The sequence below is a fragment of the Candidatus Poribacteria bacterium genome (assembly GCA_028820845.1).
Classification (GTDB): Bacteria; Poribacteria; WGA-4E; order WGA-4E; family WGA-3G; genus WGA-3G.
The window spans coordinates 1-14,990 of record JAPPII010000041.1 but is presented as its reverse complement, the minus strand read 5'-3'; the positions used below and the strand labels follow the sequence as shown (position 1 = coordinate 14,990).

Genomic DNA, 14,990 nt, shown 5'->3' with positions numbered 1-14,990 from the left:
CATAGGATCGGTGCGGTTAGAAACCGCACCTACCGGTGGAGTGCGTAAGTCCTAATTAATAAGGACAAGGTGACGATTTTCCCCTGTTTCACATTTCACTAAAATAAAAAGAGTAGCGTTTGATCTCAAATCTAAAAGGAGGAACATCATGAATACTAAACTTTTCGTCCTATTTTGTTGCATCGGTTTTGCACTATTCAGCAGTGGCATCTCTACAGAAGCACAGGTCCCAACATCCCCCAAAATCGTTTTTGAATCTTGGCGCGATGGCAATGGCGAAATTTATATCATGAACGCTGATGGCAGTAGACAAGAAAACTTGACGCGACACGGTGCAAGGGACGGCGCGCCCGTTTGGTCCCCAACAGGTAAACATATTGCTTTCCATTCTGATCGAGACGGCACTCGCGATATCTACATCATGAATCCTGATGGCAGAAACGTCCGGAAAGTGTTGCGAACCTTGAGTTATAGAGAGTATCCGACTTGGTCCCCTGATGGGAAAAAACTTGCCTACACACGGTCAGAGGATTGGTCAATTTGCATCGCGGACATAGAAAAGCGAACAGAAGAAAGCGTGGCATTTACGAATATAGTCGGCGGCTTCTCGGACTGGTCCCCTGATGGCTCAGAGATAATTTTTATTTTCATGCAGCCCAGTGATTACCGTATACGCATTATCAATCTCAGGACAGGAAAAGAAAAAGAACTCCCGCTGCCCCCAAATCTCCCGCCGCCGTGGGTGGAAGGACGGTTTTTTTATTTTCCTGCATGGTCGCCGGATGGTGATACAATTGCATTTTCTTGGCGCCTGAAAGGGCTCCACCTTATGAATCGTGACGGGAAAGACGTGACAAAAATTATCCAAGGTACGCGCCCAGCTTGGTCGCCGCAAGGTGATCAACTCCTCTATGATGCCGATAAACGTGTCTTCAGACTTGATATAAACAGCGGCGGTAAAACCCTATTATCACGCGATGGGTTCGATGCGGATTGGTTTGATCCAGCCACGTTACCTGTTGAACCGAATGCAGCCTTGCTAACAACCCAATGGGGAAAATTAAAAGAAAAATAAGACCTCCTTTAAATCGGACACCGCAAATAGCGTTGGGCGAGGTTTTGGGAATGAAGGGCATTATCTAACAATCCCAATGCTTTAGCTTTGGGTCCAACCCACGTGTTTCGTGGCTTTGTAGAAAAAAGAGTTGACGAAAAGGTGTATTTTGTAGTATACTTATCTTACCAGTTGGCAGACATAATGAGCGTAACCGCTTGGTTGCGTGTCTGCCTACCCACTCATTAGGGGTTAAAGGCTGATGCTGGTAAATCCAAGGATGGCATTAAAAGCACACAAAATAGCGTTGCGTCCGACAGATGCACAGGTTACTTGGTTTCAACAACAATGTGGTTATGCGCGATTTGCCTTCAATTCGGCTTTAGCAGATTTCAAGGCAGGTTTATCAGCAGGCGTTTTCCGTTCATTCATAGACCTCAATACTCGTTGGAATCAACGCAAAAAAGAGTTGGACTGGGCAGGCGAACAAGACCAACGTGCTGCATTGCACGGTGTCAAAAACCTATCAGATGCAGTGAGACGTTGGCAGAAAAAGCAAAACAACTTCCCGAAGTTCAAGAAACGCGGTAGTCGTCAATCCTATACAGTCGAAGGTTATCAATGCAAGGTTGATGGTAAGTCTATCAAGTTGCCGAAAATCGGCACCGTCAAGATGTTTTCGGCATTACGTTTTGATGGGAAGATCAAGCGCGTCACCATTTCAAGAACAGCACACCGTTGGTTCGTCTCTATCCTTGTTGACACAGGAATACCTACCTATCCCCGTGATACACGCGGGCTCCCTGTTGTCGGCATAGATGTAGGCGTCAACACCCTCGCAACCCTTGACGACGGCACGAAGTATGAGAACCCACGACCGCTAAAACGGTATGAGCGAAAGTTAGCACGCGAGCAACGGAAGCTAAGCCGAAAGGTATTCTTAAGTCAGAACTGGTATAAGCAGAAACGAAAAGTGGAACGTATTCATTATCGTATCTCTTGTATCCGAAAAGACGCTCACCATAAGGCGGCGACGGCTATCGTTATGTCTGCTGCCAAGATCGGTATTGAGACGCTTTCAGTTACGAACCTGCTTAAGAACCGGAAACTTGCCAAGGCGTTATCAGATGCTGCACTTGGCGGTTTCCTTGAGAAACTCAAAACGAAGGCAGAGACGCTGGGTATCCCAATTGTGCAAGGGGGCAGGTTTTTCGCCAGTTCCAAGACATGTAGTCGTTGTGGAGAAAAGAAAGACGATTTAACACTTTCAGATAGGCACTATCATTGTAGTAATTGCGGAACGTCCATAGATAGAGACGTAAACGCAGCTATCAACTTAAAACATGTCGCGGTGGGATACACCGAGACGTAAAACGCTTGTGGAGTTTCTGTAAGTCCTCCACTTGCGGGAGGCACGAAATGACGAAGCAAGAAGCCCATGACTTTAGGCATGGGAGTATCACAGTGCGTTTGACTTTAGGTATCCTGATGCTAACGGCATTATCAGTCATCAAGGTCGTCAATCTCGCAGCCGACGGAACTTGGGAACAGAAAGCAAACATGCCAACAGCCCGATCAGGCTTTACCACCTGCGTTGTTAACGGAAAGATATTCGCAATCGGGGGGTATGTTGAAGGACTCGGAGACTTGTCCCTTTCAACCCTCGAAATGTACGACCCGAAAACCGATACCTGGGAACGGAAGGCTGATATGCCAACACCCCGCACTGAGGCAGCGACCGCGGTTGTCGATGGGAAAATCTACGCAATCGGTGGAACATCTCTGAATCGATTTGAGGTCGATGTCCTTCTGCGAAATAATGAGATTAGAAGGCTCCGAAGGTGGAAGCCTGAAGACCTGCCAACCGTCGAAATGTACGATCCAACTACTGACACGTGGACGCAGAAAGCCGATATGCCTACACCCAGAAACACCAGGGCCTGTGTCGTGGACGGGAAAATCTACGCGATCGGTGGGCACTCATCCGAGATGGAACCGTTTCGTTTAGACACCGTGGAGGTGTATGATCCAGTGACCGACACATGGGCAAAAGGGAAAAACATGAACCATGCGCGGACGGGTGCCGCAGTGAGTGTTGTTGACGGGAAAATTTACGTCATGGGGGGTGCCGGATTGCCCATGATTATGAATCATCCGGGTCCCTTTCTTTCCAGTATTGAAGTCTATGACCCGCAAAGAAATAGTTGGCGCGAAATAGGGGATATGTTTACCGCAAAATCAGGGCATACCGCAAGTGTCATCAATGGAAAAATTTATGTGATGGGCGGTTATTTTCGGAGTCAAGGGCAGCCGACGACAGATTTTAAAACAATAGAAATCTACCACCCTCGAATCGGTCGTTGGTCCCAAAATCCTGACATGCCTGTTGCCAGAGTTGGCCATAAGGCTGAAGTCGTAAACGGGGATATCTACATTTTAAACGACGCAAGCCATAATGATGTTCCATTTACCACTGTTGAGGTCTACGACACAGGTCGCCAAGGTATGAATCCAACCGATAAACTTCTCAGGACGTGGGGCGTGATTAAAAAGGGTGATAGAGTCCGTCGCTAAAGCAAGTTTGATTGCTCATACACATTTTACGAAAAAACTATTTATGGTAAACCTGAAAAATAAACAGATATTTTACCCCAACCCGGTAGGCGAAGTTTCTAACCTCGCCGGTGCAAAGTGTCGAATTAATTCTAAGGTCCACCATAAAAGATGGAGATAGGGATGAAAGTTGTAGCAAAATTCGGTCCTGAAAGTGCGGGCTTAATTGACAGACCCGACCCAGTCGCTGAGGGTGAGTTCGTCGTCGTCAAAATTCGCTCTGCACCCATGTGCACGGAATACAAAGGCTTCAAAAATGAAGGCACAGGCGACAGGTTCGGACACGAAGCCGCCGGTGAAGTCGTGGAAATCGCACAGGAAGGCACTGTCAAGGTAGGCGACCGCGTTGTCGTAATGCCACACTACCCCTGTGGAAAGTGTTACCTCTGCTTAGCAGGCGAATATGCCCACTGTCGGGACGACCAAAAAGCCCTAAACGTTCCCGAACAGGCGGGTATGACGGCAACGTATGCGCAGTACATCCTGAAACGAGACTGGCAGCTTGTGCCTGTTCCGGACGAACTCTCCTATCATCACGCTGGAATGGCGTGTTGTGGACTTGGATCGACGTTTAATGCCATGCGGTTGATGCATGTTAACGCCTTGGATACCGTCCTCATCACAGGGATGGGACCTATTGGACTTGGGGGTGTGATTAATGCCGTCTATAGGGGCGCGCACGTCATTGCTGTTGAAAGCCATCCCTATCGCGCAGCCCTCGCGAAAAAACTCGGTGCAGCAGAAGTTGTCAATCCACAAGACACGGATGTCGTCGATCAAATTCGAGATTTGACGGGTGGCAGCGGTGTAGACAAGGGGATCGAATGTTCGGCGGCTGCCGAAGCCGTCCGATTGTTGATTGACGTAACGCGTCCGAAAGGACACATTGCATTGATTGGGGGCATTCGTGACGTGGCAATTCAGGGCGGTGAAATTATCAATAAAGGCTTAACCCTACACGGCACGCGGCATTATAACCTCCCAGGCACACCCGCTATGATGCGGATGATTACACAAGTGAAGACGCGGCTGGATACGTTCATCACGCACACCTTCCCGATGCACCAGATTCAGGAGGCGTGGGCACTGCAGTGTACACATGACTGCGGGAAGGTTGTTCTTGATCCGTGGGCGTAAAGTGAATACAAAATTAACCGAGCCTGCTTTGAAGAAAGGAAGCCCTTATGAATTCAAATAAAAACAGTATGCCACTCTCAACACCGCTCGATATCCGTCGTGGTATTACAAACGCAGCAGATGTCGCTTTTCCGTTGCGTTGGGGCATCCTTGGTGCTGGCAATATTTCAGGGATGTGGGTAGAGGCTTTGCACGCCTGCGAAGGAGCAACTGTAAGTGCTGTGGCAGCGCGAGACCTTGACCGGGCGGAAGAATTCGCGAGGCGATACGGCGTTAGGACAGCTTATGGTGACTACCGAGAGATGGTCGCAGCCGATGATGTGGATATCGTCTATATCGGCACGATTAACCCGCTACATAAGGAACACACCCTCCTTGCAATTGAGGCAGGCAAACATGTGCTCTGCGAGAAACCGCTCACTGTCAACCTCTCTGATGCCCAAGAGATGTACGCCGCAGCCGAAGAGCAGGACGTGATGATGCAGGACGGTATGTGGACACGTTTCTTTCCTGCGGTAGAGCATGCCCGTGCTGCAATTGAAGCAGGTACTATCGGCGAGGTTGTGCTAACGCAGTCCGACTTCTTTGATCCGATCTATACCATCCAAGCGGCACCCCTCGCCTTCGGTGCGTCAGCGTCGCCGAGAAATGTCATTGCCATAGGCACTAATGCCGGTGGCGCGATTGTGGATTACGGAGACGACAGGTATGCCATCTTCACATTTCCACCGCGCAACTCTGAACTCCCAGAGATAACAGAAATCGTCGGCACCGCCGGACGTATCACACTTGAGCGACCCGGGCACTGCCCGACGCGTATCTCTATCCGAATCCCGCCTCCTAACGGTGTGCCTTCACAGTACAGAACCCAAAACGCACCTGCGCCGTTACACTATTTTGAGTATCCATTGCCGGGATCCGTAGCAATGCGGAGATCTTCCCCGAATCAGCACGGTTTTCTCTATCAAGCCGAAGCCGTTCACCGGTGCCTCGCAGCAGGCTTGCGTCAATGTCCGCAATACGACAAAAAAGAGTCATTGCACGCAATGAACGTCCTAACGGAAATCAACAAAGCAAGACAAGCATCGCGCCCCTAATACAATGTTATTTCCTGCTGATGACCATCTGAATCTCCTTGAACAACGCTGTTTTAATTTGAGCTACTGTTGAAAATATGCTATAATTTGGTAATTTCAGTAATCCTTGGACTCGAAAACACTACGGAAAAGGAGATAGACCGATGGGACACCCAAATACTTTCACACTCCCTTCCGCACCGACAGAAATAGCCGACCTATATCCTGAATCGGATGGTAAACCTATGGCTGAAACCGAACGCCATTTTAGAGAACTCGTCAAGAATATGAATCGCATTGAGAACCATCTTGCTCATATCCCTGATGCCTATGTGCTTGGGGATATGATGATGTATTATGAAGAAGGCAATCCCCGTAAATCTATCTCGCCTGATATTTTCGTTGCTTTCGGTGTCGGTAAAAAGGAGCGTCGTATCTATAAGATATGGGAGGAGGGAAAGCCACCCGATTTCGTCTTGGAGTTTGCGAGCAGAGGCATCTATCGTAATGACCTGACGCGAAAGGTGAAACTCTATGCGACGATTGGGATTTCTGAATATTTCGTTTACGATGTAGATAGACGTTATTTACCGAGCCCGTTAATGGGTTTCCGCCTCGTTGGCAATGCTTATGTTGAAATTTCAGCCCTTGCGAATGGCGGCATTCCTGCTGCGACATTGGGTTTAGAATTCCACGTCCTTGAGGAGAGTTTAGGCATCTATAATCCGGAAGCAGAGACATGGCTACAAACCGCTGCTGAAGCTGCCCAAGCCCGCGCCGAAGACGCTGAAGCCCGCGCCAAAGACGCTGAAGCCCGCGCCAATCAGGAAACCGAGGCCCGACAGCAAGCAGAAAGCGAAGTCACTCGGCTTCAAGTGGAATTAGAACGCCTGAAAGCCAGTGTCTGATTAAAAATGATACTATATTTGACAAAATGCATCAAGAGCCAATTTCAAAAAGATCCATTGACGTTTTTATCGGTTTAACGCATACGAAAGGCATACAAAATCGGCGCGCTTACGAAGCGCGTCTACTTTATATCAAAGGTTATATGATATGAGCAAACCAAACATAGTCTATATCCACTCTCACGACACAGGTCGGTATGTCCAACCTTACGGACACGCGATTCAGACCCCGAACATACAAAAACTCGCGGAAGAAGGGGTTGTCTTCAGAAACGCCTTTTGTGCGAACCCCACCTGTTCGCCCTCGCGCGCCGCACTCCTCACCGGACAATACGCACATAGCTGCGGCATGGGTGGACTGGCAAACCGTGGCTGGAGTCTCCCGGTCCCTGAGCATCTCATCACCTATACCTTGAATCAAGCGGGCTATACCACAGCCTTAGCAGGATTTCAGCATGTTGTCCGAGACCTTAAAGAGACAGGATACCAGCGGCTCTTATCCGAAGGCACGACGCGCGCAGGCGCAGAAGAACGCGCTCGCGCGTTCATCGCAGAGAAACACGATGCTCCATTCTTTTTAGATGTCGGATTCGGAGAAACGCATCGGCGCGCAAAAGGATTTGATCCACCGCCTGAGGGTGAACCGAAAACCGATCCACGCTATGTGAAACCACCCGCACCGTTCCCCGATACACCCGTGACACGGCAAGATATGGCGGAATACATAGACGCAGCCCGGACGCTTGATAGAAAAATGGCGGTCGTTTTTGATGCACTCGAAGAAAACGGACTCGCCGAGAATACGCTTGTGATATGCACCACCGATCATGGACTCGCATTCCCGCGTATGAAATGCCACCTCAGTGACCACGGTATCGGCATAATGTTGATTGTTCGCGGTCCTGGCGGTTTTAGTGGCGGGCAAGTTGCAGATGGCTTAGTCAGTCAAATAGATCTGTTCCCAACAATCTGTGAGTTGGCGGGAATTGAAGCACCCGCGTGGCTACAAGGCAATTCCATGCTCCCACTGGTGAATTCGGAAGCAGACGATATCCGAGACGCTATTTTTGCTGAAGTCAACTATCACTGCTGTTATGAACCGCAACGCGCTGTCCGGACGAAACGCTGGAAATACATCAAACGCTACGACAACGCTGAGAAGTGGGCACTCCCGAACTGCGACGACAGTATTAGCAAGACCTTTATGATGGAGCACGGTTGGGGGGATGATCCTGTTGAATCGGAACGGTTGTACGATGTCGTGTTTGATCCATCGGAAGCAAACAACCTCGCCGGTAACCCGGATTATGCCGATGTTTTGGCGGAAATGCGAAACCGTTTGGAGCAGTGGCGTGTTGAAACGGACGATCCAGTGAGTGAAAACCAAATTATGGAACCCCCTGAAGCTGCTGTCTCAAACGATCCGACCGATATATCACCGGGCGATAAACACTACCCTGCCCGTGAAATGGTGTGAACGTGGGTTGGGTAATAGTAAGGTGAGTTGTCAGAAATCCACGTCATCAAAAACATTTGGTATTGAAAGTAGAATGTGATATACTTATAGCAGATTCCACAATTATGGAAATGCTCGCATCGTTATGTGAGTTTGTAAATGTGCGTCTCACGGATGTACAGCCTAACAGGAAACTATGCTACAAGTATAAACGTATAAAAGGACGCAGTCAATGAAAACGATACTCCTGCTCTCAATACTTTTTTCTGCCATCGCGTTCCCCGCGCTCGGCGAACTTACAGATGCGGATATAAACAAAATCCGCTTGATTGTCAATGAGTCCGAAAAACGGCTGAAACAGGAAATTAAACAGGAAATTAAACAGGAAATCGCAGCCTCCGAACAGCGCCTCAAAGAATATGTAGACCTCAAAATCGAGAGCGTTAACAAGCAATTTGCAAGTATTGATACTCGCTTTTCAAGTATTGATAAGCAATTTGTGAGTGTGAACAAACGCATCGATCACGTAACAAACGTTGTATATGCGTTAATAGCCCTTATTGTTGCAGCGATAGCGATTCCACAGATCCTTATGGCATGGCGAAGCGGAAGGATCGCACTCTTGAAAGACAAGTAGAGGTGCTCGCACGGGAAATAGAAACGTTGAAGCAACAACAGACGGGACAACCGTAAGACAATCATTCCCCGCCCCTTCAACACAAGTTGAAACAAACTAAAGCCGATTGCCTGCCCACAGCGCGCCTCGGCAGATAACCGTCTGAAAACTCGGATTCTCAAGCACCGCCATATCGTGCCCCAGCGCAAAGTAGAAAACCCGCCCCTCGCCATAAGTATGGTGAAACGCCATAACATGCGTCTCATCTTTCGTCTCGTCATAAGCGTGCATCAGATGATGCGACGCAGCAGGATTGTGCTTGAGATAGTACAGTTCGTCCGTCACCGCAAAATCGCCTAATCCTTCGGTAATCGGATGTTCAGTGTCACTCACATTAACCGTAAAATCCATATATGGGCTGTGTCCGTCGAAAAACCCATTCAGCATACCGTGGTAACCTTCAGATTCCCTAAATGAGGCAGCCGCAGTGTGCAACCCGAAAAAGCCGCCACCTCTTCGGATATAACTGAGCAAACCCGCTTCTTGTGCCGAGGTCAGTTCCCCAACATCCGTATAGAAAAGCACGGTGTCATATCCGCTAAGTCCGTCAGCAAGTACGTCGTAGTCTTGCGAGAAATCCGCTGCAATATTGTCAGTACCGTTGAGCATTGAGGTCAAGAACTGACCATTTCCTGCGTGGTCGTGATAAATACCTTCCGTTCCGACAAATACGAGCAGTTTAAGATTTTCCATTTTTATATCCTTTTATTCGCTGTCGGAAACTATCGGCTGTCAGTTGTCAGTTATCGGTATACCAACAACTGATGGCTGAAAGCGCAGCGACCTGACCGCTGACTGCTAATCATTCGGTGTCACTAGCACTTTAACAGACCCGTGTTCATCGCGACCTGCTGCAACAGCGAATGCCTCACTAATATCGTCCAAGTTAAACCTGTGTGTAACCAACGGATTCGGATCGAGTTTACCCGCGGCGAGTAGGTCGATAGCCACTTGAAATTCCGTCTTTCCGCCGCGTCTGCCGTAACAGAATGACCAGACGACTGTCAGCTCTCGACTCCGGGCAAACCGTTCTGTAAAGGTGAGTGGCGTACGATGCCCACCGACCATACAGACCGTCCCGCGTTTTGACGCGATCTCCGTCGCCTGTTCCAGCGTGTTCGCCGTGCCACCGACGGCTTCAAAAACAACATCCGCCCCTCTACCATCGCTCCAGTCCATAATCGCCTCGACAGGGTTCGTCTTATCCACATTAATAGGCACAGCCCTCACCGCTTCGTGCGCGATCTGTATCGGTCCGTCTGGTTTTCCGAGCATAGCAATAGAGGTCGCCCCTGCGACATCCGCAACCTGGGCAATCGTCAATCCGACAGGACCACTTCCGATAATGGCAACGCGATCCCCCGGTGATACCATCGCTCTGTTGACAGCATGAACCGCTACAGCGTAGACCTCTGCCAACGCACCCCCTTCAGCAGAGACGCTCTCTGGCAAAGCATAGACATTGGGTGTCCGTGCGACCATAAATTCCGCAAAACCGCCCCCACCATGCCGCAAATTCACACAGATGTTATAATTACCGGTGTAGCACTCCGGGCAATCATTACACGGGGTAATCGGTTCAACCGCCACGCGCGCCCCTTTGTCATAGCCTGTAACACTGCTACCTATATCAATAATTTCTCCCATCAACTCATGTCCACCGATACGGGGCGATAAAGGTTGCTCTGGTTGATGGTGGTATCCGTGTAGATCGCTGCCACAGATCCCTGCCGCTTCTACCTGCACCAGCACTTGTCCGTCTTCAGGGGTTGGATCTGGTACGGTTTCAACTCTAATGTCTTTTCCGCCGTAAAATTGTGCCGCTTTCACGATAGAGCCTCCTGAAAAGTAAGTCGTCTGCTTGAAACATAACATAGTATGTTAATCGTGTCAATCGGTTTCTGCTATAGCCTTGACAAAAGCCTTGCACAGAAGACCCAGAAAGCGTATAATGCAGAACATGAACTTTCAAACACATTGTAACCGTTACCTACAGAGGATACGCCGCACACAAGAGAGTGCAGCGGCAACGCCAGAACTTTCGCTATTCCCACACCTCCAAGCCTTCCTTGAGGAACTCTCCGTTAACCATTTTCGTAGAAACACTGTCCGCTTCGTCCAAGAGCCGAGGCGATTGGATCAGATTGGCAGACCGGATTTCGTCGCGATGGATGGCTTGCTGCCCATCGGTTATATTGAAGCAGAAGCGTACGGCAGAGATCTGAACAATCTCACGGGACACGCCAGAGAACAGAACGCGCGTTTTACCGAAAACCTTGATAACTTTATCCTGACGAATTTCGTTGATTTCCAGTTGTGGACGGATGGTCGGCAGCGTGCAGAGGCACGCGTTGGGGATGGCACTGAAGATTTCGAGACATTACTGGAGCGGTTTCTGGACGCTGGAGATATTCAGATTGCCACGCCAGAGGCACTCGCGGGATACCTCGCCAGACGGACGCGGGAACTACAGACCCAAGTCGCAACGACGCTCGTGGATGAAGGTAGCGACATCTACAGGATGTTCTCAGCATTCAAGGAGCTCCTCCTGTCTACATTGACCCCTGACGATTTTGCGGATATGTATGCACAGACGCTTGCGTATGGATTATTTGCGGCGCGCTGCACACTCCCGAATGCCACGAACTTCTCTCGACACACGGCTGTAGATGCGCTGCCGAGATCAAACCCGTTTCTCATTGAACTCTTTCATCATATCGCCTCACCGCGGCTCGAGGCAAACGTTACCTATATTCTGGACGAGATCTCAGCACTCCTCCGAAACGTTCCAGCGGAGATGCTCCGCACGGCGTTTGCGGGTCGGAATCAATTTGAAGACCCCGTTATCCATTTCTACGAGACCTTCCTCGCTGAATACGATCCGCAGCGGCGCGTCGATCGCGGTGTCTATTACACACCACCACAGGTTATCTCCTATATCGTTAGGTCTGTGGACAGTCTGTTGAAAACGGAATTAGACAGACCGGACGGTCTTGCCGATGACAACACGCTCATCCTTGACCCTGCGACAGGGACGGGTGGTTTTCTGTTGACGGTATTGGAGCATATCCAAGCGTCTGTGACGCAAACCTACGGTACGGCGGAGTGGGCGCAGTATGTCAACGCCGAACTGGTTAAACGGATTTTTGGGTTTGAACTACTCGTTGCCCCTTATACGATTGCGCATCTGAAGTTGGGACTGTTCTTACAATCGCAAGGATGGGGTGCGGATGAACGGCTCGGTATCTATCTCACGAATACGTTGGAGCAACCCGCGGAGATGCAGCCCCCGTTGCCCTTTGCGGAGTTTATTTCTGACGAGGCAAACGCTGCGTTGTCGGTGAAACGTGATGAACCGTTGCTTGTCATTCTTGGGAATCCGCCTTATAAGCAACATTCTGCCAATCCCAGTCGTGTAGGAGGAGAGCTAACTTTTATCGGTGAACTCATGGAAGATTACAGACAAGTAGATGGAGAACTACTTGGTGAGATAAACCCGAGAGCACTTCAGGATGATTACGTGAAGTTTATCCGTTGGGCACAGTGGCGAATTGATAAGAACGGCGAGGGTGTTGTTGGTTATATTGTCAACAACAATTTTCTTGATGCTCCTACTGCTCGCGGCATGCGCCAAAGTCTCTTGGAGAGTTTCAACGCTGTTTATATTCTCAACTTACATGGAAGCAACAGAAGAACGGAAGCTATTCCTATAGGGCAAAGAGATGAAAATGTGTTTGACATTATACAAGGTGTTACTATTCTGTTATGTGTCAAAGAACGCGATAACCTTGATCCAGCAAAAGTCTATTACTCAGATATGTGGGGATCTCGAGAGGAAAGGTACAACATGCTTTCGGAAATTGATGTTCAAACCACTGAGTGGTATGAACTGCAACCAGTATCACCGTATTATCTTTTGGTGCCGCAAGTCACTGCTTGGAGAACAGAATACGAAGCAGGATGGAGTATTACTGACATTTTTCAAACCAGCTCAATTGGTGTTGTCACAGCACGAGACAGATTAACAATTCATCAATCCCCCGAAAATGTTCGCGAAACGGTAACGGGTTTTGTTTCACTTTCTGTGGACGAAGCGCGGGAGAGATACAGGTTACCCAGAGATAGTCGGGATTGGCAAATTCACCTTGCCCAAGCGGACCTCCGTAATAATCTCGATACTGAACAACACGTAACACCAATTTGCTACCGTCCGTTTGACACACGCTGGACCTACTATACTGGTCATTCGCGTGGATTTCATTGTATGCCTCGCCCTGCTAATATGTCTCACTTACGTAGGGAAAATTTTGCTCTCTGTGTCTGCCGTATTGTCAAGAGTCCTGTATGGCAACATGCCTTGATTACCGATAAAATTACAGATAATTGTTATATCTCGAACACAACCAGTGAATCTGCCCATGTATTTCCGCTCTACTTGTATCCAAACCCTGAAGAATTAGGTCTTGAGACAGAGCGTTCCGTCAATTTCAAACCGCCTTTTCTCACAGCACTCTCGAAGGCGTTGGAACTCCCGCAGGTTGAAACCTTTAGTCTCCCAGAAGGTGTTTCGCCGGAGGAGATTCTCGCCTATATCTATGCGATTTTGTATAGTCCAACCTACCGCGAACGGTATTACGATTTCCTGAAATACGATTTCCCTCGTATCCCTTTACCGCAGGACATTGAACAGTTCCAAACGCTCGCTGCGTTGGGGCAGCGTCTGATGGATTGGCATTTATTGAAAGATGTATCAGTGCCGCCGCGCCATCGGTTTGAGGGTGAAGGGGATGGCGTTGTTGGACGCGTGCGTTATGTGGACGATAAAGTTTGGATTAATACATCTCAGTATTTCACGGATGTACCTGAAGAGGTCTGGGGGTATGAGATTGGTTCGTATCGGGTGTGTGAGAAGTGGTTGCGGGATCGGAAGGGTGTGGTGTTGCGTTATGAAGATGTGCGGCGGTATCGTGCGATTCTGGTGGCTGTGGCGGAGACGCTTGGGGTTATGCGGGAGATTGATGAAGTACTTGAATTTTAACTACTTTAAGTTTCAGTTCTATCACTTTACCAAAATCGTTGTTGAGGAGTTTGTTTCGCAATAAAATTATAATCCCTTTTGTGATTATAGATAAGGTTAGTAGCGTATCTCTGAATGGTTTTTGTTGGATAGTGCAATAAAGGTTGCTGAACCTCAAGAGGATTATAAAAAGAGCTGCGAGAGTGAACACGAAATGGAATAAAGATTTGGTTATTTACTGGTAATATTTCTGAACCTTGGAAATCAGAATTTTCGGATAAAAGAACTTGATAGCATTCAGTCACTCCCTTTAGTCCTAAAAAATAATAAATTCTACAACCAATGTTATTTTCCGTAATGAAAAAAATTATTTGATGAAAATGATGATGATAAAATTTTGAATTGTTTGGCAAAAATTTTATATTTTCAATTGGATCCGTTTTTTGAATAAATTTACTTGTGTCGCCAACTCCCTTTAAGATAAAATCCTTGACTTCATCAAACATAGATTCTGAACCTCTGTATTGATACTCGCTTTCTAGGTCTTTATTATATGGGGAATGAATAGAGTAAGCATACAAAAAGCTATGAAACGCATTTTTTACTAATCCTCTCATAAGTATAGGATAGGCTTTGGATTTAGTATGAGGGACACCTAAAACTCGTCCATACCCTCGTTCTGGCTTGTCGGATGTATCTTCAATTACTCTTTGTGTTTTCTTTTTTGCTTCATCCGGCAGAGAATTATAAAATAGTGCTATATCACTCTCCTCCGGTTTTTCTAAGGGCATCACAATACATATTTTTTGCGCTTTCAGAAATTTTTGCTTTAGTTCCTGTTTATCTCTGAGATATTCTTTAACCAGTGTGGGGGTGCAGAATTCAACCACATTCTCTATTGAGTATTTTCCACGATTTGTAATTTCAAATTTGTCTTGCAGTTCTGTTTCTGACCATTGCTCAGCAACAGTTTTAAATGTTGATTTGTCGTAAATAAAAACGCAATAAGTAGTTTTGGACATAGGCAATTTCAGTTTTCTTAATGTTATCACG

Annotated in this window: 12 protein-coding genes; 9 read left to right on the top strand and 3 right to left on the bottom strand. The window is 48.0% G+C overall.

The genetic code is table 11. The features are described 5' to 3' along the window. Positions 1-148: 148 nt before the first annotated feature. The 8 genes from OXN25_10165 to OXN25_10130 all read left to right on the top strand — a co-directional run bounded on the left by OXN25_10165 (position 149) and on the right by OXN25_10130 (position 8,881). Positions 149-1,075 carry a hypothetical protein gene (locus tag OXN25_10165; protein ID MDE0425222.1) on the top strand — a complete coding sequence of 309 codons (927 nt, stop codon included), beginning with the start codon at positions 149-151 and terminating at the stop codon, positions 1,073-1,075. Positions 1,076-1,334: 259 nt separating this feature from the next. Then, entirely contained in the window at positions 1,335-2,426 is a 1,092-nt protein-coding gene (locus tag OXN25_10160) for a transposase (protein MDE0425221.1), read from the top strand. A 47-nt stretch (positions 2,427-2,473) separates the two neighbouring features. Further along, the gene (locus OXN25_10155; protein ID MDE0425220.1) at positions 2,474-3,628 is read left to right on the top strand and encodes a hypothetical protein; all 1,155 of its coding nucleotides are present in this window, start codon (positions 2,474-2,476) and stop codon (positions 3,626-3,628) included. Between the two features lie 162 nt (positions 3,629-3,790). Then, on the top strand, positions 3,791-4,804 hold the full coding sequence (locus OXN25_10150; GenBank protein ID MDE0425219.1) for a zinc-binding dehydrogenase: 1,014 nt from the start codon (positions 3,791-3,793) through the stop codon (positions 4,802-4,804). Between the two features lie 47 nt (positions 4,805-4,851). Then, entirely contained in the window at positions 4,852-5,901 is a 1,050-nt protein-coding gene (locus tag OXN25_10145) for a Gfo/Idh/MocA family oxidoreductase (protein MDE0425218.1), read from the top strand. A gap of 143 nt (positions 5,902-6,044) precedes the next feature. Further along, positions 6,045-6,788: a Uma2 family endonuclease gene (locus tag OXN25_10140; GenBank protein ID MDE0425217.1), complete on the top strand. Its 744-nt coding sequence runs from the start codon at positions 6,045-6,047 to the stop codon at positions 6,786-6,788. 148 nt (positions 6,789-6,936) lie between these two features. Beyond that, positions 6,937-8,265, top strand: a complete 1,329-nt coding sequence (locus OXN25_10135) for a sulfatase (protein ID MDE0425216.1) — start codon at positions 6,937-6,939, stop codon at positions 8,263-8,265. 211 nt (positions 8,266-8,476) lie between these two features. Further along, positions 8,477-8,881: a hypothetical protein gene (locus OXN25_10130; protein ID MDE0425215.1), complete on the top strand. Its 405-nt coding sequence runs from the start codon at positions 8,477-8,479 to the stop codon at positions 8,879-8,881. Positions 8,882-8,977: 96 nt separating this feature from the next. Here the strand turns inward: OXN25_10130 and OXN25_10125 are convergent, their stop codons facing one another. Beyond that, positions 8,978-9,613 carry a ThuA domain-containing protein gene (locus OXN25_10125; GenBank protein ID MDE0425214.1) on the bottom strand — a complete coding sequence of 212 codons (636 nt, stop codon included), beginning with the start codon at positions 9,611-9,613 and terminating at the stop codon, positions 8,978-8,980. Positions 9,614-9,718: 105 nt separating this feature from the next. Further along, complete coding sequence (locus OXN25_10120; GenBank protein ID MDE0425213.1) at positions 9,719-10,750, bottom strand: alcohol dehydrogenase catalytic domain-containing protein; 1,032 nt, start codon at positions 10,748-10,750, stop codon at positions 9,719-9,721. A 121-nt stretch (positions 10,751-10,871) separates the two neighbouring features. Here OXN25_10120 and OXN25_10115 point away from each other — a divergent pair, with 121 nt between their 5' ends. Further along, the gene (locus tag OXN25_10115) at positions 10,872-13,958 is read left to right on the top strand and encodes an N-6 DNA methylase (protein MDE0425212.1); all 3,087 of its coding nucleotides are present in this window, start codon (positions 10,872-10,874) and stop codon (positions 13,956-13,958) included. A 26-nt stretch (positions 13,959-13,984) separates the two neighbouring features. Here the strand turns inward: OXN25_10115 and OXN25_10110 are convergent. Continuing rightward, positions 13,985-14,990, bottom strand: a 1,006-nt coding sequence (locus OXN25_10110) for a hypothetical protein (GenBank protein ID MDE0425211.1), incomplete at its 5' end; no start/stop codon positions are given.

What these genes read in the sequence shown, in the direction of transcription:
- OXN25_10150 (MDE0425219.1), top strand. Translation starts at nt 3,791, where the DNA reads ATGAAAGTTGTAGCAAAATTCGGTCCTGAAAGTGCGGGCTTAATTGAC.
- OXN25_10160 (MDE0425221.1), top strand. Translation starts at nt 1,335, where the DNA reads ATGGCATTAAAAGCACACAAAATAGCGTTGCGTCCGACAGATGCACAG.
- OXN25_10165 (MDE0425222.1), top strand. Translation starts at nt 149, where the DNA reads ATGAATACTAAACTTTTCGTCCTATTTTGTTGCATCGGTTTTGCACTA.
- OXN25_10125 (MDE0425214.1), bottom strand. Translation starts at nt 9,613, where the DNA reads ATGGAAAATCTTAAACTGCTCGTATTTGTCGGAACGGAAGGTATTTAT.
- OXN25_10155 (MDE0425220.1), top strand. Translation starts at nt 2,474, where the DNA reads ATGACGAAGCAAGAAGCCCATGACTTTAGGCATGGGAGTATCACAGTG.
- OXN25_10135 (MDE0425216.1), top strand. Translation starts at nt 6,937, where the DNA reads ATGAGCAAACCAAACATAGTCTATATCCACTCTCACGACACAGGTCGG.
- OXN25_10130 (MDE0425215.1), top strand. Translation starts at nt 8,477, where the DNA reads ATGAAAACGATACTCCTGCTCTCAATACTTTTTTCTGCCATCGCGTTC.
- OXN25_10145 (MDE0425218.1), top strand. Translation starts at nt 4,852, where the DNA reads ATGAATTCAAATAAAAACAGTATGCCACTCTCAACACCGCTCGATATC.
- OXN25_10115 (MDE0425212.1), top strand. Translation starts at nt 10,872, where the DNA reads ATGCAGAACATGAACTTTCAAACACATTGTAACCGTTACCTACAGAGG.
- OXN25_10140 (MDE0425217.1), top strand. Translation starts at nt 6,045, where the DNA reads ATGGGACACCCAAATACTTTCACACTCCCTTCCGCACCGACAGAAATA.